The sequence below is a fragment of the Streptomyces rubellomurinus genome (assembly GCF_000961885.1).
GTDB classification, from domain to species: Bacteria; Actinomycetota; Actinomycetes; order Streptomycetales; family Streptomycetaceae; genus Kitasatospora; species Kitasatospora rubellomurina.
Window position 1 is genome coordinate 57,730 of sequence record NZ_JZKH01000012.1, and the last position, 24,091, is coordinate 81,820.

Genomic DNA, 24,091 nt, shown 5'->3' on the forward strand with positions numbered 1-24,091 from the left:
CCGCGCCCTAGGCTTTCGGCCATGTCCTCCAGCACGTCCTCCACCACGTGGCGCGAAGCGCTCGTCAGGAGCCTCCGGCGCCCCCCGTGGTCGCGGGAGGCCTGGCGCGACACGCGCCTCATAGCCGCCGGCATCCCGCTGGCCCTCCCGGTCTGGCTGGGCGTCGTCGCGCCGTCACTGCTGATGCCGGTCCTGGCGATCGTGCTGACCTGCACCCGCTGGATCACCCGCGCCCAGCGCGGCCGGCTGCACGCCCTGCTCGGCGTGGAGGTGCCGCCGGCCGGCCCGGGCCCGGTCCTGAGCGTGGGCCGGCTGCGGATCGGCGTGAGCTGGCGCCAGCTCGCCTACCACCTGCTGGTCGGCCCGTCCCTGGCGCTCGGCGCGCTGGGCGTCGTCTACCTCTGGGGCGCCGGCCTGGTGCTGTCCACCCTGTACGCCTGGGTCTGGCTGCTCCCGATGGAGGCCGGACTGCGCACCGAACTGGCCGGCCTGGACGTGCTGTTCACGGTGGTCGGCGTGGTCCTGCTGGTGGTGACGCCCTGGCTGGCGACGCTGACCGCCTGGCTGGAGGTCCGCTCGGCGCGGGCCCTGCTCGGGCCCAACCGGGCGGAGGCGCTGGAGCGCCGGGTCGAGGAGATCACCGAGAGCCGGGCCGGCCTGGTGGACGCGGTGGACGCGGAGCGCCGCCGGATCGAGCGCGACCTGCACGACGGCGCCCAGCAGCGCCTCACCTCCCTCGCGATGAACCTCGGCCTGGCCCGGCGCACCCTCAAGGACTGCCCGCCGGACGCCATGCAGGTGATCGTCGCCGCGCACGAGGAGGCGCAGGCGGCCATCGACGAGCTGCGCGACCTGGTCCGCGGCCTGCACCCGGCCGTCCTGGAGGACCGCGGCCTGGACGCCGCGCTGTCCGGCGTCGCCGCCCGCGCCCCGCTGCCGGTGCGCCTGGACGTCGACCTGAGCGAGCGGATCGCCCCCACCGTCGAGGCGGTCGCCTACTTCACCGTCTCCGAGGCGCTCACCAACGTCGCCAAGCACGCCCGCGCCTCCGCCGTCGACGTGTCGGCGCGGACCTCCGGCGGCAAGCTGCGCCTGGTCGTCACCGACGACGGCGTCGGCGGCGCGGACGCCACGCGCGGCACCGGGCTCACCGGCCTGCGCCAGCGCGCCGCCTCCGTCGACGGAACCCTGTCCGTTCTCAGCCCCCTCGGGGGGCCCACCACCATCACCGTGGAGTTGCCGTGCGTGCTGTGATCGCCGAGGACTCGGTCCTGCTCAGGGTCGGCCTGGTCAAGGTCCTGGAGGCGGTGGGCTTCGAGGTCGTCGCCGCGGTCGGGGACGCCACCGAGCTGCTGACGGCCGTCGAGGAGCACCAGCCGAACGTCGTCGTCTCGGACGTCCGGATGCCCCCGGGGTTCCACGACGAGGGCGTCAAGGCCGCGATGATCATCCGCCGGCAGTGGCCGGAGGTCGCCGTGCTGCTGCTCTCCCAGTTCGTGGAGGAGCGCTACGCGGCGGACCTGCTGGCCACCAACACCAGCGGCGTCGGCTACCTGCTCAAGCAGCGGGTGGCCAACGTGGACGACTTCGTCGACGCGCTGCAGCGGGTCGCCGAGGGCGGCACCGCGCTGGACCCGGAGGTCGTCGCCCAGCTGCTGGTGCGCCGCAAGCAGGACCCGCTGGAGAAGCTGACCCCGCGCGAGCGGGACGTCCTCGCCCTGATGGCGGAGGGCCGGTCCAACGCGGCCATCGCCGCCGCCCTGGTGGTCAGCGACAGCGCGGTGGCCAAGCACATCAACTCGATCTTCACCAAGCTCGACCTGCCGCCGGCCGACGACAGCCACCGCCGGGTGATGGCGGTGCTGCGCTTCCTGGAGATCGCGTGAGCGGCGCGGCCGGCGGGACGGGGACCGAGCAGCCCGAGCAGCCCGAGCAGGCCGAGCAGCCCGCGCAGGCCGAACAGCCCGCGCGGTCCGCCCGGGTGTGGCGCCTCACCGGCGTGCTCACCGTCGTGTTCGTGCTGGTCATGGGCGGGGCGCAGACCCTGGCCCTGGTGGCCAAGCAGCAGCGGACCGAGGTGGAGACGTACACCGAATCGATCCACAAGCTGAAGCTCTCGACGGGCAGCGCGTCCCTGCGGATCAAGGCCGGTGTGCAGGGCCGGGTCGTGATGCGCAAGAACCTCGACTGGACGGTCTCCGAGCCGGGGGTGCAGGTCGACTTCGTCGACGGGGTGATGAACGTCGCCGTGCAGTGCCACCGGTCCGCGCCGTTCTACAACTGCGGCGCCGAGATCGAGCTGGAGGTGCCGGCCGGCACCGAGGTCTCCGGTTCGGTGACCTCGGGCGCGGTCGAGGTGTCGGACCTCACCGGCGGGATCAGCCTGGACGGCTCCTCCGGGGCGATCAACCTGCGCCGGCTGTCCGGCCCGGTGCGGGCCCACACCACCTCCGGGATGGTGGAGGGGCGTGACCTGGCCTCCGCCCGGGTGGACGTGGGCAGCGTCTCCGGGTCGGTGGACCTGACCTTCGCGTCGGTGCCGCAGGAGGTCAAGGTGGGCACCACCTCCGGCGCGTTGGAGGTGTTCGTGCCGAAGGGCAGCCGCTACCGGATCAACAGCCGGACGGGTTCGGGCAGCAGCGACATCGACAGGGACCTGGGCGACGCGACCAGCCCGAACAGTCTCACGGCCGACGTCGGCTCCGGAGCGCTGACCATCGGCTACCGCTCCGACACCCCGAAGCCGCCGGCCGCACCGACCGCCGGTTAGGCCTTGCGCCGACCGCCGGTCAGGCCTTTAGTCCGGGCGGGTGACCGGGGTGGGGGACAATGGAGAGTCCCGTCCCCCTCCCCGAGGTCACCCGAGGTCAGCCGCGCCATGACAGCCACGCCCGCTCCCACCGCGCTCGACACCGAGTTCGCGCCGCTGGACATCGGCCCGATCCAGGTGTGGCCGCCCGTCGTGCTGGCCCCGATGGCGGGCATCACCAACGCGCCGTTCCGCACGCTGTGCCGCGAGCAGAGCGGCGGCAAGGGCCTGTACGTCTCGGAGATGATCACCACCCGGGCGCTGGTCGAGCGCAACGCCAAGACCATGCAGCTGATCAAGTTCGACCCGAGCGAGAAGCCCCGCTCGATCCAGCTGTACGGCGTGGACCCGGCGACCGTCGGCAAGGCCGCCCGGATGATCTCCGACGAGGGCCTGGCCGACCACATCGACCTCAACTTCGGCTGCCCCGTCCCCAAGGTGACCCGCAAGGGCGGCGGCTCGGCGCTGCCGTACAAGCGCAACCTGCTGCGCGAGATCCTGCGCGAGGCCGTCGCCAACGCGGGCGACCTGCCGGTGACCATGAAGATGCGCAAGGGCATCGACGACGACCACCTCACCTACCTGGACGCCGGCCGGATCGGCGCCGAGGAGGGCGTGGCCGCGATCGCCCTGCACGGGCGCACCGCCGCCCAGCACTACGGCGGCACGGCGGACTGGTCGGCGATCGCCCGGCTGCGCGAGGCCGTCCCGGCGCACGTCCCGGTGCTCGGCAACGGCGACATCTGGTCGGCCGACGACGCGCTGCGGATGATGCGCGAGACCGGCTGCGACGGCGTCGTGGTGGGCCGCGGCTGCCTGGGCCGGCCGTGGTTGTTCAAGGACCTGGTCGCGATCTTCGAGGGCGACGTCGACTACGCCCGCCCCGACTTCGGCTACGTCGCCCGGGCGATGGTGCGCCACGCCCAGCTGCTCGGCGAGTGGATCGGGGACGAGACCCGCGGGGTGATCGACTTCCGCAAGCACGTCGCCTGGTACACCAAGGGCTTCTCGGTCGGCTCCGAGCTGCGGGTGAAGCTCGCGAACTCCTCCTCGCTGGACGAACTGGCCGAAACCCTCGCCCAGGTCGAGCAGTCCCAGTCCTGGCCGGTCGGCGCGGACGGCCCGCGCGGCCGCACCAGCGGCAACGGCCGGGTGGTCCTGCCCGAGGGCTGGTTGGACGATCCGTACGACTGCGCCCGGCCGGGCGAGGATGCCGAATCGGACACCTCCGGCGGATGATCTGTACGGGCTGGCGAAGTCGGCCCTCAAGGCCTCCTCGCCACTAGGTCCCAGCCCTCTTGTCCACCCTGGACAGGAGGGCTCCTTTTTGGCGCGGGTATCTGACGCAAGGTGCGCGATCGAGTGCACAGTGTGAGGATGGCCGGAGCCCGACCCGTGGGACGGGCTGGTGACGCTTGCCACACGCGGTGGCGACTGACGTCGGGTCAGTGGACGAAGTGGACAGGTCGGCCGTGAATCGCTTCCCGAAGCCGGGCGGCGGGGGATCGGCCGATCCGGGTGCAGGAAATCAAGCCGGGCCGCCGTGCGGGGCGGCCCGCCGCTACCCTGCGTCGATTCGTGTGATCGGCGTGTTTCGCCGCGTTCAAGACTTGAACGCTTGCTCGCGTCAGCCGGACGATTTCACCAACAGAGGTGAACGCCTTTATGCGCATTCGATCTTGCGGGTTACCGCTGGGTACCGGCCTCGTGTGGCCTATTCAGGGCAGAGAAGTGCCTTCGAAATGGGTATGTTCTCCGGCGTCAGGGCAACCGCTTACGAGGAGACCTTCCCGTGACGTCCCAGCAGAAGTTTGTTTACTCCTTCACTGAAGGAAACAAGGACCTCAAGGACCTTCTCGGCGGCAAGGGCGCGAACCTGGCCGAGATGACGAACCTGGGGCTCCCCGTCCCTCCGGGGTTCACCATCACCACCGAGGCCTGCAAGGTCTTCCTGGAGACCGGCAGCGAGCCGGCCTCCCTCCACGAGGAGATCAGCGCCCACCTGGACGCCCTCGAGCAGGAGATGGGCAAGAAGCTCGGCCAGGCCGACAACCCGCTCCTGGTCTCGGTGCGCTCCGGTGCCAAGTTCTCCATGCCCGGCATGATGGACACCGTCCTCAACATCGGCCTCTCCGACGCCTCGGTGGTCGGCCTGGCCGCGCAGTCCGGCAACGAGCGGTTCGCCTGGGACTCCTACCGTCGCCTGGTCCAGATGTTCGGCAAGACCGTGCTGGGCGTCGAGGGCGAGCTGTTCGAGGAGGCCCTGGACGAGGCCAAGCGGGCCAAGGGCACCGCGAACGACCTGGACCTGGACGCCGCCGACCTCAAGACGCTGGTCGAGGTGTTCAAGGGCATCGTCGAGCGCGAGACCGGCCGGGCCTTCCCGCAGGACCCGCGCGAGCAGATGGACCTCGCCGTCCACGCCGTCTTCCACTCCTGGAACGGCGACCGCGCCCGGCTGTACCGCCGCCAGGAGCGCATCCCGAACGACCTCGGCACCGCGGTCAACGTCTGCACCATGGTCTTCGGCAACCTCGGCGAGGACTCCGGCACCGGCGTCGCCTTCACTCGCGACCCCTCCACCGGCGCGGTCGGCGTCTACGGCGACTACCTGTCCAACGCCCAGGGCGAGGACGTGGTGGCCGGCATCCGCAACACCCTGCAGCTGTCCGAGCTGGAGAAGCTCGACAAGAAGTCGTACGACGAGCTCATGGCGATCATGCAGAAGCTCGAGAACCACTACCGCGACCTCTGCGACATCGAGTTCACCATCGAGCGCGGCAAGCTCTGGATGCTGCAGACCCGCGTCGGCAAGCGCACCGCCGCGGCCGCCTTCCGGATCGCCGTCCAGCTCGTCGACCAGGGCCTGATCGACCTGGACGAGGCGCTGATGCGCGTCACCGGCGGCCAGCTGGCCCAGCTGATGTTCCCGCGCTTCGCCCCGACCGGCGAGTCCCAGCAGATCGCCTGGGGCCTGGCCGCCTCGCCGGGCGCCGCGATCGGCAAGGTCGTCTTCGACTCCTACACCGCCGTCAAGTGGTCCCGCTCGGGCGAGAAGGTCATCCTGGTCCGCCGCGAGACCAACCCGGACGACCTGGACGGCATGATCGCCGCCGAGGGCATCCTCACCTCGCGCGGCGGCAAGACCTCGCACGCCGCCGTCGTCGCCCGCGGCATGGGCAAGACCTGTGTCTGCGGCGCCGAGGAGCTGGAGGTCGACACCAAGTCCCGCAAGTTCACCACCGCGGACGGCCTGGTCGTCCACGAGGGCGACGTGGTCTCCATCGACGGCGCCACCGGCAAGGTGTACCTCGGCGAGGTGCCCGTGCTGCCGTCCCCCGTGGTCGAGTACTTCGAGGGCACCCTGCACGCCGGCGCCGACGTCCAGGGCGGGCTGGTCCAGGCCGTCCACCGCCTGATGTCCCACGCGGACGGCCGCCGCCGCCTCGCCGTGCGGGCCAACGCCGACAACGCCGAGGACGGCGGGCGCGCCCGCCGCTACGGCGCCCAGGGCATCGGCCTGTGCCGCACCGAGCACATGTTCCTCGGTGAGGAGCGCCGCAAGGAGGTCGAGCACCTGATCCTCGCGGACAACGACAAGGACCGCGAGCAGGCCCTCTCCACCCTGCTGCCGCTGCAGAAGAGCGACTTCCTGGAGCTGTTCCAGGCGATGGACGGGCTGCCGGTCACCGTGCGCCTGCTCGACCCGCCGCTGCACGAGTTCCTGCCGGACATCACCGAGCTGTCGGTGCGCGTCGCCCTCGCCGAGGCCCGCAAGGACCCGAACGAGAACGACCTGCGCCTGCTCCAGGCGGTGCACAAGCTGCACGAGCAGAACCCGATGCTGGGCCTGCGCGGCGTGCGCCTCGGCCTGGTCATCCCCGGCCTGTTCGGCATGCAGGTCCGGGCCATCGCCGAGGCCGCCGCCGAGCGCAAGCTGGCCGGCGGGGACCCGCGCCCCGAGGTGATGATCCCGCTGGTCGGCACCGTCCAGGAGCTGGAGCTGGTCCGCGACGAGTGCGAGCGCGTGCTCGCCGAGGTCGCCACGTCCACCGGCGTCCAGCTGGACATCAAGCTCGGCACCATGATCGAGCTGCCGCGCGCCGCCGTGACGGCCGGCCAGATCGCCGAGGCCGCCGAGTTCTTCTCCTTCGGCACCAACGACCTCACCCAGACCGTGTGGGGCTTCTCCCGGGACGACGTGGAGGCCTCGTTCTTCACCGCCTACCTGGAGAAGGGCATCTTCGGGGTCTCCCCGTTCGAGACCATCGACCGCGACGGCGTCGGCTCGCTCGTCAAGCACGCCGTCGAGGCCGGCCGGGCCACCCGCCCCGACCTCAAGCTCGGCGTCTGCGGCGAGCACGGCGGCGACCCGGACTCGGTCCACTTCTTCCACGAGGTGGGGCTGGACTACGTCTCCTGCTCCCCCTTCCGGATCCCGGTGGCGCGCCTGGAGGCCGGCCGCGCCGCCATCGAGTCGGCGGGCAGCGACTCGCGCTGAGAGGGTAGGCATCCCCTACTCAAGCGCGGGTACGACTGACCGCTCCCCCTCCCGTCGGGAGGGCGTACACCGGAGCTCGGCGCAGGAGAACCGGCGTACGTAACACGGCCGGGCGGGAACGGACAACGGCGTCCGTTCCCGCCCGGCCGTACGTTCGTGTGGCGCTGACCACGTGTGTGGCCCGCCCGGCCCCGGCCCCGGGCCTGCCAAGCTGGGGCGCATGACCAGACGCAAAAGCCCGCTCATCGTGGTGGCCGTCCTCGTCCTGGCGGTCCTCGCCGGAGTCGGGTACCTCCTCAACAAGGGCGGTGGCAGCAGCCACCCCAAGGCCGCCGCGACGTCCACCGCCGCCGCGGCCGCGGGCTCCTCGGCCCCCAAGCCCTCCCCGCCCGCGGGCAGGTCCCCCGCCCCGAGCGGCACCTGGGTACCCGCCGACCCGGCGCTCGCCGACGTCTGCCGCACCAAGCTCCCCAGCCAGGCCCAGGACACCCTCGCCCTGATCGCCAAGAACGGCCCGTACCCGTACAACCGGGACGGCATCGTCTTCGAGAACCGCGAGAGCCGGCTGCCGAAGAAGGGGGACGGCTACTACCACGAGTTCACCGTGGTCACCCCCGGCTCCAACGACCGCGGCACCCGGCGCGTCGTCACCGGCGGCGCCGGCGAGCAGTACTGGTCCCCGGACCACTACGGCACCTTCCAGGAGATCGACCCGCGCTGCTGAGCCGGACCGCGTCGCCCGGCCCCGTCCCCTTCTTGGGGCGGGGCCGCGGTCGTTCAGCGCGCCCGGCGCCAGCTGATCCGGCCGTGCGGCCCGTGCGGCCCGCTGGTGACCAGGGCGGTCAGCTCGTGCAGCACCGGCGCCGCGTCGCGCCGCAGCTGCACCGGCGTCGTCCGCACCACCGGCAGGCCGCAGGCGGTCAGCCGGTTGGCCCGGGCCAGGCCGCGCTCGTGGTCGGCGGGGCGCAGGTGGTAGGCCCGGGAGTCGATCTCCAACGCCACGCAGGCGTGCGGCCAGTAGGCGTCCGGCACGGCGAGGAACCGGCCGTCAAGGAACAGCACCGGATTCCACAGCGGCTCCGGCAGGCCCGCGTGCGCGATCAGCTCGCGGGCCTCCGCCTCCACCACCGAGCGCACCCCGGCGGTCAGGTCCTCCACCACCCGGGCCACCTGCGGCAGGCCCAGCGCGCCCGGCCGGGCCAGCAACTGGTCCAGCAGCTCGCCGAGTTCGCAGTGCCGCCGCTGCACCGCCTCGGCGCACAGCGCGCGGAACCGGCGCTGCCCGGTCTCCCGCGTCGCGAGGTCCGCCAACGCCCGTGCCACCGTGGTGCTCCACAGTCCGTCGCCCCGCTCGAAGCCGCCCGGCATCGCCCCGGCCGCTCGGTGGATCCGTACGAACTCCCTGTCCCCGACGCGCCGTTGGCCCGGGATCAGGACGTCCACCGCGGCCAGGTCCGCCGGGTGCCCGGCGCTCGGCAGCCCCGCCTCCGCCAGCACCGCGAACCCGGTCAGCAGCACCTCCCCGGCCCGCGCCTCCCGGCCCTTCGGCGCCGCGTACGCCAGGGCCGCCCGGAGTTTCTGATGGAACGTCAACCTGCCGCTCTGCAGGCAGATCACCCGGGGCAGCACCTGCTGCCAGGGCCCGCCCGGCCGCAGCCGGTGGGCGATGGTGCCGGACGGCACCCCGAGCCGGCGCAGCTGCGAGCGGGTGGCGATGTGCTGCTGGTCGGCACCGAGCAGCACGACGGGGTCGAGGGCGTTCGCGCGGGTCATACCCGGGTGCTGCCCGCCGGGATCGGAGGTATGCGAAACATCACCCTCCGAGGGAGTCCGCGCAACGGTGTTGACGCAACGGTGTTGACGAAACGGTGTTGACGAGGCGGGGGAAGAGCGGCTGAGCTTGGGCCCCTATGACAACCGCACACAACGGTCCCGCGCTCGACGCGCTCCACGGCCTCTCGGTCGGCGACGCCCTCGGCGCCCAGATGTTCGTCCCGGCCACCGCCCGCACCCACCTCGCGCACCGCACCGACCCGCCCGGTCCCTGGCCGTGGACCGACGACACCGAGATGGCCTGCTCGGTGTACGCCGCCCACACCGAGCGCGGCACGATCGACACCTTCGACCTCACCCACGCCTTCGCCTGCCGCCACGACTTCGACCGCGGCTACGGCCCGGCCGCCAACCGGCTGCTCCGGCTGGTCCGCGAGGGCGGTGACGCGAAGGCCCTCGCCGCCGAACTCTTCGACGGGCAGGGCTCCTACGGCAACGGCGCCGCGATGCGGGTCGCCCCGCTGGGGGCGGCGTACTCCGCCGATCCGACGAAGGTGATCCGGCCGGCCGCCGAGAGCGCGCTGATCACCCACACGCATCCGCAAGCCGTGGACGGCGCGATCGCCGTCGCGGTGGCGGCGGCCTTCGCCGTCCAGGTGGGGCGGGGAACGCGGATGACCCCGACCACCTTTCTGGAGCGGGTCCGGCGCTTCACGCCGTTCGGCGCGGTCCACGACGGCCTGAGCGAGGCGATCCGCCTCCTGCTCGCCGGATCGAACGCGCAGGTCGCCGCCACGGTGCTCGGCAACGGCAGCCGGACGTCAGCCGCCGACACCGTCCCGTACGCCCTCTGGTGCGCCGCCCGCCACCTGACCGACTACCCCGCCGCGATCTGGGAGGCGATCGCGGCCGGCGGCGACATGGACACGGTTGCCGCCATCACCGGAGGCGTGGTCGCCGCGTGCACCGGCACCCGAGGCATCCCCGCGGCCTGGATGGCCGCCCGCGAGCCGCTGCCCGCCTGGGCGTTCGCCGAGGCGGGCAGCGTCCCGGGTGGCCGGGGCCGCGACAGCATGCTCGTCCCGCGCCCGTGCCCCGTGCCGGCGGTGCAGTGGACGGACGAGCAGTGGCAGCGCATCCGGACCGGGGCCTCGCACGGTCACCGGACCGTCCACACCCACGAGGGCGCCGTCCGGATCTGCGACCCGAAGGGCGAAGTCCTCTGGGAGGTGGCGGTCGTCTGGGTCCGTGGCGGCTGGCAACCGGTCTCGGCTGTCGTCGAGTCGAGCCCTCACCGGTGGAACGCGGATCCCGGGGAGGCCGGCCTCGCCCGGATCCTGCACGACGCCGCCACGGGTGAGCAGTCCCCCCTCAGGCCGTGATCATCAGCTGCCCGGCGCCACTGCCGCCGTGTCTAAGGCACTCCTTGTTGATCGCCGGATCCGGGGCGCTCGGCGAGGTGGCGGCGGCGATCCGCAGCTCGATGATGTCCCGCACGGCCGGCCACTCGGCGTCCAGGATCGAGTAGAACGCCGTCGAGCGGACCACGCCGTCCAGCCCGCGCGAGTGCGCCCGGCGCACCCCCTCGGAGGTCGCGCCGAGCCGCTCGATCGCGGCCCGGGAGCGCAGGTTGCGGGCGTCCGCGCGCAGCGAGATCCGCTGCACGCCCCAGGTCTCGAAGGCGTACCGGAGCATCAGCAGCTTGGCCTCGGTGTTGATGCCGGTGCCCTGGGCGCGCGGCGAGAGCCAGGTGTTGCCGATCTCGGCGGCGTCGGGGACGGCCGTCTCCGGATCGCCGAACGGCACGCCGGGGACCGGCGGCCACACCATCGGGCCCTGCCAGTAGTCGAGTTCCAGGAAGCGGGTGGAGCCGACGACCCGGCCGTCCGCGACGTTCACCGTCGCGAACGGCAGCGACCGGCCCGCGGCCTGGTCGGCGAGGGCGCGCGCGATGTAGTCGCGGGCCGCTTCCAGGCCGTGCGGGACGGGGGTGAAGGCGTAGGTCGTACGGTCCTCGGCGCCGGCCTCGGCGATGGCCTCGGCGTGGTGCGCGGCGAGGGGCTCCAGCCGCACGGTGCGGCCGGTGAGGATGACAGGTACGGGCACGGAACCTTCGGTCCTTCATCGGTCGGAGGGTGCCTCCCACGCCGGGGTACGGCACGGGCTGCGTGGACTGTTCGCCCCGGCCCGGAACCGCCCACCGGGTACCCGTGCACGCCGGAGGGCTCCGGTCGGGCGGGGCGGGGGGCGGCGGCCCGGAACGGGCGGCGCGGTGCCGGAACGGACACGGGTCCACGGACCGGTCCGGCGGGATGAGCGAGGGGACAGTGTGCGTCCGCGAAATGGCCGAGAAGGAAACGAGTGCGCGAAGGGAAGCAGGCGGCCAGGTGAAGGCAAGGTGCGTCGTGGGGTGGCTGGCCGAACATCGGACCGGGACGTGATCGACGGCGTTACGGACGACGTGACGACGACGCGACGATGCGAGGCAGCGAGAGGACGATACCCGCCAGAAGGCGGTGCGTCACTTCGCGGCGCGCGAATGTGTCGGCGGGCCCTCCACGGGAGCCCAGGATAGGGCTTTCGCACCCCTGTGACCAGGGGCTTTCCCTTCGGGTGCGATCATGGTCCGGCGCGGCGGGCGAGGGAGGTCCGCGGCGCGGGAATTCCGGCGGGGCCCGGCACGCTGGAGAGGACGAGAAGCCGGAGAGTCGGGACTAGTCGGAGAACGGGGTTGGGTGCGCGGTGCGTGACTTCCAGGCGCTGTACGAGCTGGACCAGCGGGGCGTGGCCGCGGTGGCCGCGGCCACCGCGGAGCTGCGCGACACCGGCGCGGGCCTGGTGCTGCTCCACCACTTCGAGGGTTTCATGGACGCCGGCGAGGCCGGCGGCCAGGTGGTGGCCCACCTGCTGGAGACGGGCTCGCCGCAGGTCGTCGCCCGCTTCGACCACGACCGCCTGGTGGACTACCGGGCGCGCCGCCCGGCGATGGTCTTCGACCGCGACCGCTGGACGTCCTACGACCCGCCGGAGATCCTGCTCCAGCTGGTCCGCGACGCCGCCGGCGCGCCGTTCCTGCTGCTCACCGGCCCCGAGCCGGACGTGGAGTGGGAGCGCTTCGCGCGCGCCGTCCGCGAGCTGGTGGAGCGCTTCGAGGTCCGGCTCGCGGTGGACTTCCACGGCATCCCGATGGGCGTGCCGCACACCCGCCCGGTCGGCCTGACGCCGCACGGCAACCGGCTCGACCTCGCGGCGGGCTACCCGCAGTGGTTCGAGCAGGCGCAGGTGCCCGGCAGCGTCCAGGCCCTGCTGGAGTACCGCCTCGCCGAGGCCGGGCACGACGTGCTGGGCTTCGCCGTGCACGTCCCGCACTACGTGGCCCGCTCCGCCTACCCGGCGGCCGCCGTGGTGATCCTGGAGGCCGTCCAGTCCGCGACCGGCCTGGTGCTGCCGGGCGTCCGACTGCGCGAGCAGGTCGGCGAGGTGTACGCCGACATCGAGGAGCAGCTGGCCCAGGGGGACGGCGAGTTGCGCTCCGCGATCCGCGGCATGGAGGGCCAGTACGACGCCGTCGCCGGCGCGGAGAGCCGGGAGAGCCTGCTCGCCGAGCCGGTCGACCTGCCCTCGGCGGACGAGCTGGGCCGGCGCTTCGAGCAGTTCCTGGCCGAGCACGAGCGCGGCGCCGACTAGGTCACCTCCGGCCCGGGAGTCATCGGGCGGTGCCCGGACGTTGAGACCGGCGGGTGCCCGGGGGACGGGCCGCCGTAGCGCGCTGCCCGTCGAGACCGACCCCCGGGGGGATGCCATGCCGAGGACCGCACGACCGAGCCCACGCCCACGCCCGGGTGCGCGCCCGGCCGTCGCGCTGACGGCCGGTCTGGCCGCGCTGCTGCTGGCCGGCTGCACCGCCGGGAGCGGCACGGACGGCGGCGGCAAGGGCTTCGCGGGCGCCCTGCCCGGGCGCGACCGGCCCGCCGCGACCCCCACGCCCACGCCCACCCCGACGCCCACCGGCCCGTACGTGGCGCTCGGCGACTCGTACACCGCCGGCCTGAAGATCGCCCCGCAGACCGGTGAGCCGCGCGGCTGCTCCCGCTCGTCGGTGAACTACCCGTCCCTGGTGGCGAAGGAGCTGGGCCTGGGCCCCGGCCAGTTCCGGGACGTCAGCTGCAGCGGCGCCGTCACCGGCGACCTGACCGGCCCGCAGCGGACCGACGGCGGCGTCAACCCGGCCCAGCTGGACGCGCTCACCTCCGCCACCCGGCTGGTCACCCTCGGCATCGGCGGCAACGACGCGGGCTTCGCCGACGTCCTCACCGAGTGCGCCAAGGAGAACCTGGTCGACGCGGTCAAGGGCCTGATCGGCGACGGCCGCTCGGACTCGCCCTGCCGCGACCACTACGTCTCCGGCGGCACCGACCGGATCCGCGGCAAGGTCGACGCGGCCGGCGACCGGCTCGGCCAGGCCCTCCAGGAGATCAGGCGCCGCTCCCCGCAGGCCAGGGTCTACGTCGTCGGCTACCCGGCGCTGCTCCCGGCGGACCCGGCCGGCTGCGCGCCGGTGCTCGGCCGCGGGCTCGCCGGCGCCGACCTCGGCTTCCTCACGGAGGAGGAGCAGCAGCTCAACGGCATGCTCAGGAAGCGCGCCGAGGCCGCCGGCGCGGTGTTCGTGGACGCGGCCGCCCCCTCGGCCGGGCACGACATGTGCGCGGGCGAGGCCGCCCGCTGGATCGAACCGCCCTTCCCGGCCCCGGGCCTCGCCCCCGTCCACCCCAACGCCAAGGGGCAGCAGGCGATGGCCGCCGCCGTCCTCAAGGCCGTCCGCGGCTGAGACCGGCGCGCCAACCGCCGTTCACGCCCCGGCCCGCACTCCTTCGTGCGCGGCACACCCCGCGTGTCGGAGGCGCGGCGTACCGTGAGAGGCATATGGATGACACCGCGCACCGCCTCGCCGCCCCGCTCCCGTACGACCACGCCGCCGAGGCCCGCTGGGTCCCCGAACCGGACAAACGCCCCGGCCGTACGGCGTTCCAGCGCGACCGCGCCCGGGTGCTGCACTCGGCGGCGCTGCGGCGCCTCGCCGGCACCACCCAGGTCGTCGCCCCCATGCGCAGCGACTTCCCGCGCACCCGGCTCACCCACTCCCTCGAATGCGCCCAGGTCGGGCGGGAGTTGGGCGCCGCGCTCGGCTGCGACCCGGACCTCGTCGAGACCGGCTGCCTGGCCCACGACATCGGCCACCCGCCGTTCGGCCACACCGGCGAGGAGGCCCTCGACCAGGCCGCCGAGGCCTGCGGCGGCTTCGAGGGCAACGCCCAGTCGCTGCGGATCCTCACCCGGCTCGAACCCAAGCGCTTCGCGCTCCTGGAGGAGCCGACCAGCCGGCTCGCCCCCTGGCCCGGCCGCAGCGTCGGCCTCAACCTGACCCGCGCCGCCCTGGACGCCGCCACCAAGTACCCGTGGACGCGCGGCGCCCACCCCACCGACCCGGCCTCGCCCAAGTACGGCGTCTACGCCGACGACCTGCCGGTGTTCCGCTGGCTGCGGGCCGGCTCCCCGCCCGAGCGCAAGTGCTTCGAGGCGACGGTCATGGACTGGTCCGACGACGTCGCCTACTCCACCCACGACGTCGAGGACGGCCTCCAGGCCGGCCACATCGACCCGGCCGCGCTGCGCGCCCCGAGCGAGCGGGCCGAGCTCTTCAAGGTCGCCGAGCGCTACGCCCCGGACGCCGAGCCCGAGGAACTGGCCGCCGCCCTCGACCGGCTGCTCGCCCAGGACTTCTGGCCGCGCTCCTACGACGGCACGGCCCGCGCCCGCGCCGGGCTCAAGGACTTCACCAGCCAGCTGATCGGCCGCTTCTGCCTGGCCGCCGAGCAGGCCACCCGCGCCCGCTACGGCCCGGGCCGGCTCACCCGCTACGCCGCCGAACTGGTGGTGCCGCGCGAGGTCCGGCTGGAGTGCGCGGTGCTCAAGGCGGTCGCCGTCCGGTACGTGATGCAGCGCGACGAGCAGGCCCAGCTGCGGGCCCGCCAGCGGATCGTGATCGCCGAGCTGGCGTACGTCCTCACCGAGCGCGCCCCCGAGGGCCTCGACCCGGTCTTCGCCGCGATGTACCACGAGGCCGAGGACGACCGGGCCGCCCTGCGCACCGTCATCGACCAGATCGCGACCCTCACGGACGCCTCCGCGCTGGCCCTGCACGCCAAGCTCGTCGGCTCCGCCTGGACGTAGCAGCCCCTCCGGCGGGGAGGCGTCGCTCACAGCGCGCCGGGAACCCCCGGCCGCCCCAGTAGAATTCCGGGGTGGCCGGGCGGATCAGGGACGAGGACGTGCAGGCGGTGCGCAGCGCACTGCCCATCGACGCGGTGGTCGGCGACTACGTACAGCTGACCAATGGTGGCGGTGGCGAGTACAAGGGCGTCTGCCCCTTCCACGACGAGAAGTCCGCCTCCTTCTACGTGAACCCCGCCAAGGGCGTCTTCCACTGCTTCGGCTGCCAGGAGAACGGCGACACCATCGCCTTCCTGATGAAGATCGAGCACTTCACCTTCGCCGAGGCCGTCGAGCGGATGGCCGCCCAGGCCGGCATCACGCTGCGCTACGAGGAGGGCGGCTACAGCCCCCGCCACCAGCAGGGCGAGCGGACCCGGCTGGTCGAGGCGCACAAGGTGGCCGCGGCCTGGTACCAGGAGCAGTTGGCCTCGCCGGAGGCGGAGATCGGCCGCCGGTTCCTGGCCGAGCGGGGCTTCGACGAGGAGGCCGCGAAGACCTTCGGCGTCGGCTACGCGCCCGCGGGCTGGGAGCACCTGGTCCGGTTCCTGCGCGGCAGGGGCTTCACGGACAAGGAGATCCTGGTCGGCGGCCTGGCCTCGCAGGGCCAGCGCGGCGGCCTGATCGACCGCTTCCGGGGGCGGCTGGTGTGGCCGATCCGGGACATCGCGGGCGAGGTGGTGGGCTTCGGCGCCCGCCGCCTGCGCGAGGACGACAACGGCCCGAAGTACCTGAACACCCCCGAGACGCCGATCTACAAGAAGTCGCACGTGTTGTACGGCATCGACCTGGCGAAGAAGGAGATCGCCAAGTCGGGCCGCGCGGTGGTGGTCGAGGGCTACACCGACGTGATGGCCTGCCACCTGGCCGGGGTGACGTCGGCGGTGGCGACCTGCGGTACGGCCTTCGCCGAGGACCACATCAAGATCATCCGCCGGCTGCTGATGGACACCTCGCAGTACCGGGGCGAGACGGTCTTCACCTTCGACGGCGACGCGGCCGGCCAGAAGGCGGCCCTGCGCGCCTTCGAGGACGACCAGAAGTTCGCCGCCAAGACCTCGATCGCCGTCAGTCCCGGCGGCATGGACCCGTGCGAACTGCGCCTGGCGCAGGGCGACGAGGCGGTCCGGCAGCTGATCGACAACCCGGTCCCGCTGTTCGAGTTCGCGCTCACCTCGGTGGTGGGCCGGCACCGGGTGGACACCCCGGAGGGGCGTTCGGCGGCGCTGGAGGAGGCGGCCCCGATCGTCGCCAAGATCAAGGACCGCTCGATCCAGCACGAGTACGCCGTCCGGCTGGCCGGGATGCTCGGCATCCTGGACGAGCAGTTCGTGGTCCGCCGGATCTCCCAGCTGGCCCGCTGGGACCGCGAGCGCCAGCAGAACCCGCGCGGCGCGGCCGCCCAGCGCCGCCCCGAGCCGGTCCAGCCGCCGCGCCCCGCGCAGCCGGCCTTCCGGCTGAACCCGCGCGACCCGGCGCAGTTCGTCGAGCGCGAGCTGCTGAAGCTGGCGCTGCAGCACCCGGACCTGGTCAGCCCGGCCTTCGACCACTACGGCGAGGACGAGTTCCCGACCCCGCCGTACACCGCCGTCCGGCAGGCGATCGCCAAGGCCGGCGGCGCCGCGTACGGGGCGACTCTGCCGGACTTCACCGCGGCGGTGCGGGAGGCGGCCCCGGACGACCAGGTGCGCTCGCTGGTGACCGAGCTGACCGTCGAGCCGGTGCGCTCGCGCCGCAAGGTGGACGCCGTCTACGCGGGGTCGTTCCTGGTCCAGCTGCGCCACCTGGCCGTGGAGCGGCGGATCGCCGAGGTGCGGGCCTACCTCCAGCGGCTCGGCCCCCGGGCGGACGCGGAGCAGCTGCACGCGGTGCAGACCGAGCTGTGGCAGCTCCAGCAGTACGACCAGCAGCTGCGCAGCCGGGGCGCGGCGGCGCTGTAGGGCGCCCCGCGGCGACGTCGAGCGCCCGGGGCGTTGCGCAGAAAGTCGGCGCACGAGTCTCGGCCGCGGAGTGCGGCGTACCGCAGACTGGAGGACGTCCCACCTCCGAACAGCGCGGGTCCGCCAGAGTCGCGCCCGCCCCGAGGGGATGCCCGTGGATCAAGGCCCCGCCGCAGCGACGTCCACCGCCACCAGCCACAGACCGCCGCCCGCCGAACCGGGCGGGGAGCAGGAGACCGACCACGGCCGGGCCGGGGCGGCGCCACCGGCCGGTGCGCGGATCCCCGCCCAGGGGCTGCCGGAGGGGCACCCGGACAGCCCGGACAGCCCGGACAGCCCAGCCGAAGCCGATGCCGACGCTGATGCCGAACCCGACGAGCCCGAGCCCGACGAACGACCCGAGGCGGGCGCCGCCGGCCCGGCCGCCGACCTGCTGCGCCAGTACCTGCGCGAGATCGGCCGGGTCCGCCTGCTGACCGCCGCCGACGAGGTGGAGCTGGCCCGCCGCGTCGAGGCCGGCCTGTTCGCCGAGGAGCGGCTGAACGCCGACCCGCCGCCGCTCGACCGGCTGGCCCGCGAGCTGGACACCCTGGTGGTGCGGGGCCGGATCGCCAAGCGCCGGCTGATCGAGGCGAACCTGCGCCTGGTGGTCTCCGTCGCCAAGCGCTACGTCGGCCGCGGCCTCACCCTGCTGGACCTGATCCAGGAGGGCAACCTCGGGCTGATCCGGGCGGTGGAGAAGTTCGACTACGCGCGCGGCTACAAGTTCTCCACGTACGCGACCTGGTGGATCCGGCAGGCGATGAGCCGGGCGCTGGCCGACCAGGCCCGGACGATCCGGGTGCCGGTGCACGTGGTGGAGCTGATCAACCGGGTGGTGCGCATCCAGCGCGGGCTGCTGCAGGAGCGCGGCCTGGAGCCGTCCCCGGCCGAGATCGCCGCCGTTCTGGGGCTGACCGAGGACCGGGTGCGCGACCTGCTCCGGCTCGCGCAGGAGCCGATCTCGCTGCACACCCCGGTCGGCGAGGAGGACGACGTGGCGCTCGGCGACCTGATCGAGGACGCCGACGCCGCCTCGCCGCCCGAGTCCGCGACCCTCCTGCTGCTGCGCGAGCACCTGGAGGCGGTGCTGGCCACCCTGGGCGAGCGGGAGCGCCAGGTCGTCCAGCTCCGCTACGGGCTGGACGACGGGCGGCCGCGCACCCTGGAGGAGATCGGCGCGGTGTTCGGCGTCACCCGGGAGCGGATCCGGCAGATCGAGTCGAAGACGCTGATCAAGCTCCGCGACCACGCGTACGCCGCACAGCTGCGCGGCTACCTCGACTAGCCCGGCCGGCCGGCCGGCCGGCCGGCTCGGCTACTGGCCCGGGGCCGGGCTGGGGCTCAGGCTGGGGCTCAGGCTGGGGCTGGGGCTTCCCGAGGGCGTCCCGCTCGGTGCCGCCGTGGACGGCTGCGCGCCCGCACCCGTGCCCGGCGGCGGGGAGGCGGGGCCGATCGGGATCGGGGTGGACTCCACCACCGAGGCCAGGTCGGTGACGATCCCCGTGCAGTCGTGCCCGGCGGGCTGGTCGCCGCAGACCCGGAAGCCGAGCGCCGGGTCCGCCGCGTTCAGCATCAGCGAGTAGTTGTCGTAGCCGTAGTGGATCAGCGCCGTCTCACTCTCCCCGTTGCTGTCGGTGATGGTCGCGTAGTCCTTGGGCTCGCCCTCGGTGATCGCGGCCCAGGCGGCCTGGCAGGTCCGGCTGTACCGGAGGTAGACGACGACCTTGCCGACGACCTGGGTCTGTAGCGTCCGGGCGTCCTTGCCGCAGCCGGTGTACTTCGGGTCCTTGTGCGCGCAGCCGACCGCCCGGCAGTCGGGGGTGGCCGGGATGGTCTGGGCGGCCTTGGCGGTGAAGGTGACGGTCGGGAGGGGGTCGGCGACGGGCTCGGACGGCCCGCCGCGCCGCGAGAGGCTCAGGCCGGTCAGCACCAGGACGGCGGCCAGCAGCGCGGCCCCGGCGATCAGCGCCGCCGGGCGCCGCCACCAGCGGACGGCCGGCGCGGGCTCCGCCGCGTCCTCGACGTCCTCGGCGTCCTCGGGGGGTTCGACGTCCTCGGCGGCAGTCTCCTCGGTGGCTTCGACGGCGGGCGCCTCGACGACGGGTTCGTCCGCCCCGGTCTCCGGGTCCGCCCCGGCCTGCGCGTCCGCGTCCGCCGCCTCCCCGGCGGGCAGCTCCGCCGGCCCCTCCGCCGCGCGCCGCCACAGCTCCCGCAGCGCCGCCGCGTCGCAGTCGACCGCCCCGACCAGCGCCTCCAGCGCCTGCTCGGTGATGATCCGCTTGCCGTTCAGCCAGCGCTCCCAGGAGGCCCGGCTGTAGTGCGTCCGTGCGGCGAGCTCGGAGAGCGACAGCCCGGTGGAGTCCTTGACGGCCCGGAGTCCGTCGACCAGCGCTCTGGCCGGCTCGGACAGCTCTTCGGGCAGCTTCTTCCAGGCGGAACCCAATGCGGCCTTCCAAACATGCGAGTGGGGGACGGGTGGCGGACGGAGCGGGACGGCCTCTGCCCCGGCCGTTCGGTGTCTCCGCGTCTCCAACCTCAGCGGTCCGGCGTCTCAAAGTCCTGGTCCCGGCGCTGAGACGGACGGAAGTGTCTCACAACCCCTGGAAACGCTCGAACATTCACGCGTCCGTGGTGCAGAGTTCTCTGGCCGGTCCGGTTCGCCGACCGGCCGACACGCTCGGGAACCGTCCCGGTCCGCCGGGACCGGTTCGATCGCAGGTCCCGACCCCCACCGATCGGGGCAGCCTCGCGGGGGGAGGCTGCCCCGGTTCGTCGGGCCGCGCGGCGGGGAGGGCGCACGGGGTGCGCCCTCCCCGCCGTAGCCGTGTCCCGGAGCCCGGTCAGTGGTGGAAGCCGCTGCGGGCCGGCACCCCGAGCTCCTTCAGCGGGACGGGCTGGCGCCGCAGCTCCGGCAGCAGCCGGCCGAGGTCGGCCAGCAGCAGGTCGGCCAGGTCCCGGGAGAACCCGTTGCGGCAGACCACCCGGAGCACCGACAGGTCCTCCCGGTGCGGCGGGAAGGTGTACGCGGGCACCTGCCAGCCGCGCTCGCGCAGCCGCCGCGAGACGTCGAACACGTCGAAGGGCACGTCCCCGGTGGTGGTGAAGGCGAACACCGGCACCTGGTCGCCGTGGGTCAGCAGCCGGAAGCAGCCCAGCTTCCCGATCTCCCCGGCCAGGTAGCCGGCGACCTCCCGACAGGCGCCCTGGACGGCCCGGAAGCCCTCCCGGCCGAGCCGCAGGAAGACGTAGTACTGCGCGGCCACCTGGGCGCCGGGCCGGGAGAAGTTGAGCGCGAAGGTCGGCATCTCGCCGCCGAGGTAGTTGACCCGGAAGACCAGTTCCTCCGGCAGCGCCTCCGCGTCCCGCCAGAGCGCCCAGCCGACGCCCGGGTAGACCAGGCCGTACTTGTGGCCGGAGGTGTTGATCGACGCCACCCGGGGCAGCCGGAAGTCCCAGACCAGCGCGGGGTCGAGGAAGGGCGCCACCATGCCGCCGGAGGCGCCGTCCACGTGCACCGGGACGTCCAGGCCGGTGCGTTCCTGGAAGGCGTCCAGGGCGGCGCAGATCTCGGCGACCGGCTCGTAGGAGCCGTCGAAGGTGGAGCCGAGGACGCCGACCACGCCGATGGTGTTCTCGTCGCACAGCGCGACGGCCTGCTCGGCGTCGAGGTGGAAGCGCTCGCCGGACATCGGCGCGGTGCGCGGCTCGACCTCCCAGAAGGTGCAGAACTTCTCCCAGCACACCTGCACGTTGACGCCCATCACCAGGTTGGGCCGGGCCCCGGTCCGGTAGCGGTCGGGGTTGCGGCGCGTCCAGCGGTGCTTGAGGGCCATCCCGGCGAGCATGCAGGCCTCGCTGGAGCCGGTGGTGGAGCAGCCGATGGCGGCGTCCGGGTCGGGGGCGTGCCAGAGGTCGGCGAGGATCGACACGCAGCGCCGCTCCAGTTCGGCGGTCTGCGGGTACTCGTCCTTGTCGATCATGTTCTTGTCGAGGCACTCGGTCATCAGCCGGGTGGCCTGCGCCTCCATCGAGGTGGTGACGAAGGTCGCCAGGTTGAGCCGGGCGTTGCCGTCCAGCAGCAGTTCGTCGTGGACCAGCTGGTACGCGGTGTCGGCGGCCACCGGGCCGGGGCCGAGCCGGTGCAGCGGCGGCGCCAGCTGCATCGCGCCGAGCGGGTCGGCGATGCCGGTGAACGGGCCGATGCTCAGCCGGCGGTCGTCGCCGGCCCCCTTGTGCAGCGCCATCGCGTACCGCCGCCCTCTCCGCCGGTGGCCGTGTCCCGAACCACGCTGCCACCGGCCGCCGGGCGTCGCATCTTCGCGACGGTCCGTTACCGCGACGGGCCGTTACCGCGACGGGCCGTTACGAGGCGGCGGCCTCCGGGTGGATCCGGTCGCGGGCGGCCCGGTACTGCCGGCGCACCCCGGTGCCGATCGCCAGGTCCTGCTCGCCCTCCGGCTCGACGGTCTCGGCCTCGGGCAGCTCCCACTGCGGCGGCTCCGGGGTGCCGGCCAGCGCCCAGGCGGCCTGCCGGGCGGCGCCGCGCGCGGCGTGCGCGCCGGGCGGCGGGACGACCACGGGGACGCCGAACAGCATCGGGGCGACGTGCCGGACGACGGGCAGCCGGCCGGCCGTGCCGAGCAGGAACACCCGGTTGATCGCGACGCCCCGGCCGCGCAGCACGTCCAGGGCGTCCGCGATGTTGCACAGCATGCCCTCGACGGCGGCCCGGGCCAGGTGCTGGGGGGTCATCGCCTCGGCCCGCAGGCCGGTCAGGGTGCCGGCCGCGTGCGGCAGCGCGGGGGTGCGCTCGCCGTCCAGGTAGGGCAGCAGCACCAGGCCGTACGCGCCGGGGGAGGAGTGCAGGGCGAGGTCGCTGAGCCCGTCCAGGTCGGTGCCGAGCATCGCGGCGGTGGAGCGCAGCACCTGGGCGGCGTTCAGGGTGGCGACCATCGGCAGGTGGCGGCCGGTGGCGTCGGCGAAGGAGGAGACCAGGCCGGACGGGTCGACCACGGCCTCCTCGTGCACGGCGAAGATCGTGCCGGCGCTGCCGAGCGAGACCACCGCGTCGCCGGGGCGCAGGCCCAGGCCCAGCGCGGCGGCCATGTTGTCCCCGGTGCCGGCCGAGATCAGCAGGCCCTCGGGGGTGTGGCCGGCGGGTTCGGCGGGGCCGAGCACCTCGGGCAGCTTCAGTTCGTGGCCGAGGGCCAGCTCGACCAGGTCCTGCCGGTACTCGCCGGTGATCGGGGACCAGTAGCCGGTGCCGGAGGCGTCGCCCCGGTCGGTGGTGCGCCGCTTGGGGTGGCCGAGCAGCTGCCAGACCAGCCAGTCGTGCGGCAGCAGCACCTCGGCGACCCGGCGGGCGTTGGCGGGCTCGAACTCGGCCAGCCAGCGCAGCTTGGCGACGGTGTACGTGGGGGCGGGCACGGCGCCGATCGCGGCGGTCCAGGCGGCCGGGCCGCCGAGGGCGTCGAGCAGCTTGGCGGCGGCGCCGCCGGAGCGCGGGTCGTGCCACAGCAGCGCGGGCCGGACCAGCACCCCGCCCGCGTCCAGGCCGATCATGCCGTGCTGCTGCGCGCTGACGCCGATCGCCCGGACGCCCTCCAGCAGACCGCCGGCGGCGGCGTCGCCGAGCGAGTGCAGCCACATCTGCGGGTCGGCCTCGCCGGGGCGCAGGTCCTGGTCGTCGGGGGTGGGGTGGGGTGCCTTGCCGGAGCGCAGCACGGCGCCGGTGTCGGCGTCGCACGCGACGATCCGGGTGCTGCTGGTGGAGCTGTCTATCCCCGCGACGATGGCCATGTCGAGATCATGCCTCAGCCCGGCCCGGGACGCGTCCGGGCCGGGTGGGCTGTTGCCTGTTCGGGACGGCCCGTTGGGGCGTTCTTGGTCCTCGTTCCACCCGGCCGTCACCGTCGGGCGGTAGCCGGGGCCGTCACGGCCGGACGGTGCCCCAGCCGTCCTCCTCGTCCCGGTCGCGCTTGAAGTACGGCACCCGGTCGGTGACGGCGTTCGGCAGCCGATCCCCGACCCGGTCCGCGACCGCGCCGGCCGCCTTCCCGGCCACCGCGCCGGCCTGGTGCCGGGCCCGGTCGGCCGCCCCCTGCACCGAGGGGTTCTCGGCGATCCGCCGGGTGACCTCGGCGATCTTCTCGTAGCGCTCGCGTCCGGCCCGCGAGCCCAGGACGTAGCCGGCCGCGAATCCCACGGCCATGGACAGCTTCCACATGGTCGCAACCCTCCCTCTCCTGGCGGCCCTGCCGCCGCCTTGCCCTACCCGTTGGTCGGGACGGCGAACCGTCCGCGCCCCCAGGATCCCCGGGGTCGCGACCCCTCGCGCGCGGGCACGCCGGGCTGCGGCCCGGCCGCCCGGGGAAAGCGATTGGCGGACCACCCCCCCGAGTGCGCTAATGTATGTCCCGCAGCGAACGCCGAGGAGCCCGGGAAACCGGGGGCCGGAGCGGAAGCCGATCCCCCATAGCTCAATTGGCAGAGCAGCCGACTGTTAATCGGCAGGTTATTGGTTCGAGTCCAATTGGGGGAGCTGGGAAGGAGCCCGTTCGCGGGCTCGTTTCCCTTGCGTGGTACAGGAGTTCAGTTCAGCGATCCCCCATAGCTCAATTGGCAGAGCAGCCGACTGTTAATCGGCAGGTTATTGGTTCGAGTCCAATTGGGGGAGCTGCGCCGGCCTGACCGGTGACTGCTCAGAGCGAAGGCCCCTCGGACGACCGGGGGGCCTTCGTGTTGCCGCGCCTTCGT

Annotated in this window: 18 protein-coding genes and 2 tRNA genes; 14 read left to right on the plus strand and 6 right to left on the minus strand. The window is 73.7% G+C overall.

The window, feature by feature from the left end:
• Positions 1-21 precede the first annotated feature (21 nt).
• From VM95_RS08675 to VM95_RS08700, 6 genes are all read left to right on the plus strand, one after another.
• Positions 22-1,254: a sensor histidine kinase gene (locus tag VM95_RS08675; protein ID WP_045693683.1), complete on the plus strand. Its 1,233-nt coding sequence runs from the start codon at positions 22-24 to the stop codon at positions 1,252-1,254.
• On the plus strand, positions 1,242-1,886 hold the full coding sequence (locus tag VM95_RS08680; protein ID WP_045693685.1) for a response regulator: 645 nt from the start codon (positions 1,242-1,244) through the stop codon (positions 1,884-1,886). Before VM95_RS08675 ends, VM95_RS08680 begins: the two co-directional genes overlap by 13 nt.
• Positions 1,883-2,770, plus strand: a complete 888-nt coding sequence (locus tag VM95_RS08685; RefSeq protein WP_045693687.1) for a DUF4097 family beta strand repeat-containing protein — start codon at positions 1,883-1,885, stop codon at positions 2,768-2,770. Before VM95_RS08680 ends, VM95_RS08685 begins: the two co-directional genes overlap by 4 nt.
• A gap of 108 nt (positions 2,771-2,878) precedes the next feature.
• A complete protein-coding gene (gene dusB, locus VM95_RS08690; RefSeq protein WP_045693689.1) occupies positions 2,879-4,048 on the plus strand; it encodes a tRNA dihydrouridine synthase DusB in 1,170 nt (389 codons plus the stop codon).
• A gap of 553 nt (positions 4,049-4,601) precedes the next feature.
• The gene (gene ppdK, locus VM95_RS08695; RefSeq protein WP_045693691.1) at positions 4,602-7,310 is read left to right on the plus strand and encodes a pyruvate, phosphate dikinase; all 2,709 of its coding nucleotides are present in this window, start codon (positions 4,602-4,604) and stop codon (positions 7,308-7,310) included.
• Between the two features lie 220 nt (positions 7,311-7,530).
• A complete protein-coding gene (locus VM95_RS08700; RefSeq protein WP_045693693.1) occupies positions 7,531-8,034 on the plus strand; it encodes a ribonuclease in 504 nt (167 codons plus the stop codon).
• A 53-nt stretch (positions 8,035-8,087) separates the two neighbouring features.
• On the opposite strand, the gene VM95_RS08705 is transcribed toward VM95_RS08700, so the two are convergent.
• The gene (locus VM95_RS08705; protein ID WP_045693696.1) at positions 8,088-9,083 is read right to left on the minus strand and encodes a hypothetical protein; all 996 of its coding nucleotides are present in this window, start codon (positions 9,081-9,083) and stop codon (positions 8,088-8,090) included.
• 137 nt (positions 9,084-9,220) lie between these two features.
• Between VM95_RS08705 and VM95_RS08710 the strand changes: the two genes are divergently transcribed.
• A complete protein-coding gene (locus VM95_RS08710) occupies positions 9,221-10,465 on the plus strand; it encodes an ADP-ribosylglycohydrolase family protein (protein WP_063773468.1) in 1,245 nt (414 codons plus the stop codon).
• On the opposite strand, the gene VM95_RS08715 is transcribed toward VM95_RS08710, so the two are convergent.
• Entirely contained in the window at positions 10,455-11,189 is a 735-nt protein-coding gene (locus tag VM95_RS08715; RefSeq protein ID WP_045693700.1) for a GNAT family N-acetyltransferase, read from the minus strand. The two genes, VM95_RS08710 and VM95_RS08715, sit on opposite strands and share 11 nt — an antisense overlap.
• A gap of 636 nt (positions 11,190-11,825) precedes the next feature.
• On the opposite strand from VM95_RS08715, the gene VM95_RS08720 reads away from it, so the two are divergent.
• The 5 genes from VM95_RS08720 to VM95_RS08745 all read left to right on the plus strand — a co-directional run bounded on the left by VM95_RS08720 (position 11,826) and on the right by VM95_RS08745 (position 18,620).
• A complete protein-coding gene (locus tag VM95_RS08720) occupies positions 11,826-12,770 on the plus strand; it encodes a PAC2 family protein (protein WP_045693703.1) in 945 nt (314 codons plus the stop codon).
• 115 nt (positions 12,771-12,885) lie between these two features.
• Positions 12,886-13,911, plus strand: coding sequence for an SGNH/GDSL hydrolase family protein (locus VM95_RS08725; RefSeq protein ID WP_052707219.1), 1,026 nt, complete (start codon positions 12,886-12,888; stop codon positions 13,909-13,911).
• Positions 13,912-14,006: 95 nt separating this feature from the next.
• Positions 14,007-15,314, plus strand: a complete 1,308-nt coding sequence (locus VM95_RS08730) for a deoxyguanosinetriphosphate triphosphohydrolase (protein ID WP_045693705.1) — start codon at positions 14,007-14,009, stop codon at positions 15,312-15,314.
• Between the two features lie 71 nt (positions 15,315-15,385).
• A complete protein-coding gene (gene dnaG / locus VM95_RS08735; RefSeq protein WP_045693707.1) occupies positions 15,386-17,293 on the plus strand; it encodes a DNA primase in 1,908 nt (635 codons plus the stop codon).
• 148 nt (positions 17,294-17,441) lie between these two features.
• Positions 17,442-18,620, plus strand: coding sequence for an RNA polymerase sigma factor (locus VM95_RS08745; protein WP_078859714.1), 1,179 nt, complete (start codon positions 17,442-17,444; stop codon positions 18,618-18,620).
• Between the two features lie 30 nt (positions 18,621-18,650).
• On the opposite strand, the gene VM95_RS08750 is transcribed toward VM95_RS08745, so the two are convergent.
• From VM95_RS08750 to VM95_RS08765, 4 genes are all read right to left on the minus strand, one after another.
• Positions 18,651-19,778, minus strand: a complete 1,128-nt coding sequence (locus VM95_RS08750) for a DUF2690 domain-containing protein (RefSeq protein ID WP_045693709.1) — start codon at positions 19,776-19,778, stop codon at positions 18,651-18,653.
• Between the two features lie 397 nt (positions 19,779-20,175).
• The gene (gad, locus tag VM95_RS08755; protein WP_045693712.1) at positions 20,176-21,579 is read right to left on the minus strand and encodes a glutamate decarboxylase; all 1,404 of its coding nucleotides are present in this window, start codon (positions 21,577-21,579) and stop codon (positions 20,176-20,178) included.
• 118 nt (positions 21,580-21,697) lie between these two features.
• Entirely contained in the window at positions 21,698-23,134 is a 1,437-nt protein-coding gene (locus tag VM95_RS08760; RefSeq protein WP_045693714.1) for an FGGY family carbohydrate kinase, read from the minus strand.
• A 133-nt stretch (positions 23,135-23,267) separates the two neighbouring features.
• On the minus strand, positions 23,268-23,561 hold the full coding sequence (locus tag VM95_RS08765) for a hypothetical protein (RefSeq protein WP_045693717.1): 294 nt from the start codon (positions 23,559-23,561) through the stop codon (positions 23,268-23,270).
• A gap of 242 nt (positions 23,562-23,803) precedes the next feature.
• Between VM95_RS08765 and VM95_RS08770 the strand changes: the two genes are divergently transcribed.
• Positions 23,804-23,876, plus strand: a tRNA-Asn gene (locus VM95_RS08770).
• A 62-nt stretch (positions 23,877-23,938) separates the two neighbouring features.
• Positions 23,939-24,011 (plus strand) — tRNA-Asn (locus VM95_RS08775).
• Positions 24,012-24,091: the final 80 nt, after the last annotated feature.

What these genes read in the sequence shown, in the direction of transcription:
- VM95_RS08675 (WP_045693683.1), top strand. Translation starts at nt 22, where the DNA reads ATGTCCTCCAGCACGTCCTCCACCACGTGGCGCGAAGCGCTCGTCAGG.
- dusB (WP_045693689.1), top strand. Translation starts at nt 2,879, where the DNA reads ATGACAGCCACGCCCGCTCCCACCGCGCTCGACACCGAGTTCGCGCCG.
- VM95_RS08700 (WP_045693693.1), top strand. Translation starts at nt 7,531, where the DNA reads ATGACCAGACGCAAAAGCCCGCTCATCGTGGTGGCCGTCCTCGTCCTG.
- VM95_RS08705 (WP_045693696.1), bottom strand. Translation starts at nt 9,083, where the DNA reads ATGACCCGCGCGAACGCCCTCGACCCCGTCGTGCTGCTCGGTGCCGAC.
- VM95_RS08710 (WP_063773468.1), top strand. Translation starts at nt 9,221, where the DNA reads ATGACAACCGCACACAACGGTCCCGCGCTCGACGCGCTCCACGGCCTC.
- VM95_RS08725 (WP_052707219.1), top strand. Translation starts at nt 12,886, where the DNA reads ATGCCGAGGACCGCACGACCGAGCCCACGCCCACGCCCGGGTGCGCGC.
- VM95_RS08730 (WP_045693705.1), top strand. Translation starts at nt 14,007, where the DNA reads ATGGATGACACCGCGCACCGCCTCGCCGCCCCGCTCCCGTACGACCAC.
- VM95_RS08745 (WP_078859714.1), top strand. Translation starts at nt 17,442, where the DNA reads ATGCCCGTGGATCAAGGCCCCGCCGCAGCGACGTCCACCGCCACCAGC.
- gad (WP_045693712.1), bottom strand. Translation starts at nt 21,579, where the DNA reads ATGGCGCTGCACAAGGGGGCCGGCGACGACCGCCGGCTGAGCATCGGC.
- VM95_RS08760 (WP_045693714.1), bottom strand. Translation starts at nt 23,134, where the DNA reads ATGGCCATCGTCGCGGGGATAGACAGCTCCACCAGCAGCACCCGGATC.
- VM95_RS08765 (WP_045693717.1), bottom strand. Translation starts at nt 23,561, where the DNA reads ATGTGGAAGCTGTCCATGGCCGTGGGATTCGCGGCCGGCTACGTCCTG.